2 protein-coding genes are annotated in these 1,070 nt (G+C 35.4%); both read left to right on the top strand.

Annotation, left to right across the window (positions count from 1 at the left end; genetic code table 11):
- The coding region (locus tag E1171_RS24065) for a hypothetical protein (protein WP_222931311.1) at positions 1-198 on the top strand (198 nt) is incomplete at its 5' end.
- A gap of 141 nt (positions 199-339) precedes the next feature.
- On the top strand, positions 340-786 hold the full coding sequence (locus E1171_RS00880) for a GyrI-like domain-containing protein (RefSeq protein WP_155203177.1): 447 nt from the start codon (positions 340-342) through the stop codon (positions 784-786).
- The last annotated feature ends 284 nt before the right edge of the window (positions 787-1,070 follow it).

Here is a 1,070-nt window from a genome sequence, read left to right as displayed (position 1 = left end):
ACTTCAAGTCAATGGACTCGGGGTGGCGGAGTGGATGAAATAATCTTATTAAAGAATGGAAGGCCTATTCATGTTATCTCATCTAACTATATTAAAAATTATAAACTAATAGAGAAACATTTAGGACATAGGTTAAATCATTTAGGATATGAAAAATTAAAATATTTTAAATACCTAAAGGAACTTTTAATGCAATAAGAAAAACCGAACACACAACAATGGCGAGCTTCCATGTTTTTCCAACGCTCAAAAAACCGACGCCAAAAAGCACAGCAGCTAGCCCAACGTTGTGCGTCAGCTTGAACTAACATACTACGTAAAATAAACAAAAGGAAGAATATGAACGATTTCAAAGTAATAGGTATCTCGACTGTAACGACAAACGAAAACGGAAAGTCAATAGAGGACGTTGAAAAAATTTGGAGTAAGTTCTGGGGAGAAAACATATCCGACAAAATACCAAACAAAGAGAGCAACGAAATTTATGCTGTATATACCGACTATGAAAGTGACAATACAGGCAAATACACTTTAATCATTGGATTTCCTGTGACAACATTGGACAATATTCCTGCTGACTTTGTAGGAAGGGAAATTTCAGTTGGTAAGAGTAAAAAATACATTTCAAAAGGGAAAATGCCCGAAGCAATAGTTAAAACTTGGACGGAGATATGGAAAGATACTCAACTTAAAAGAGCGTACCGTACTGATGTAACTGTCCACGGCTCAAAATATTATGATGGAGATAACGCAGAAGTGGAAACCTATATTTCGATTTCTGAATAATAAAAATCAAGAGAGAATTGAATCAACTAAAGTCCGTGGCTGAGAAGCACTTTAAAATTGTCCGAAATTTTGAGGGAAGTTCACTTCGAAATTAATCGAAATATTAAAGGGAGTAATAAAAACAGGGAAAGACAAAGTCGAACGCACAACAAACGATATAACACATGCCTCAACCTAGTTCCTTGCAACTGAAGAGCAAAAACAGATACTTTAGCAGATATTTAAAAAGTCCAGAAGCACGTGCCATATCTGGACGTTGTGTGTCATTTAGGTAAAACACTTGT

The sequence above is a fragment of the Xanthovirga aplysinae genome, assembly GCF_009711365.1.
GTDB lineage: Bacteria > Bacteroidota > Bacteroidia > Cytophagales > Cyclobacteriaceae > Xanthovirga > Xanthovirga aplysinae.
The sequence above is the reverse complement of the archived record's forward strand: the minus strand, read 5'-3'. Positions and strand labels throughout refer to the sequence as shown.

Bases quoted from the DNA above. Each gene is read 5' to 3' on its own strand.
- E1171_RS00880 (WP_155203177.1), top strand. From the start codon at position 340: ATGAACGATTTCAAAGTAATAGGTATCTCGACTGTAACGACAAACGAA.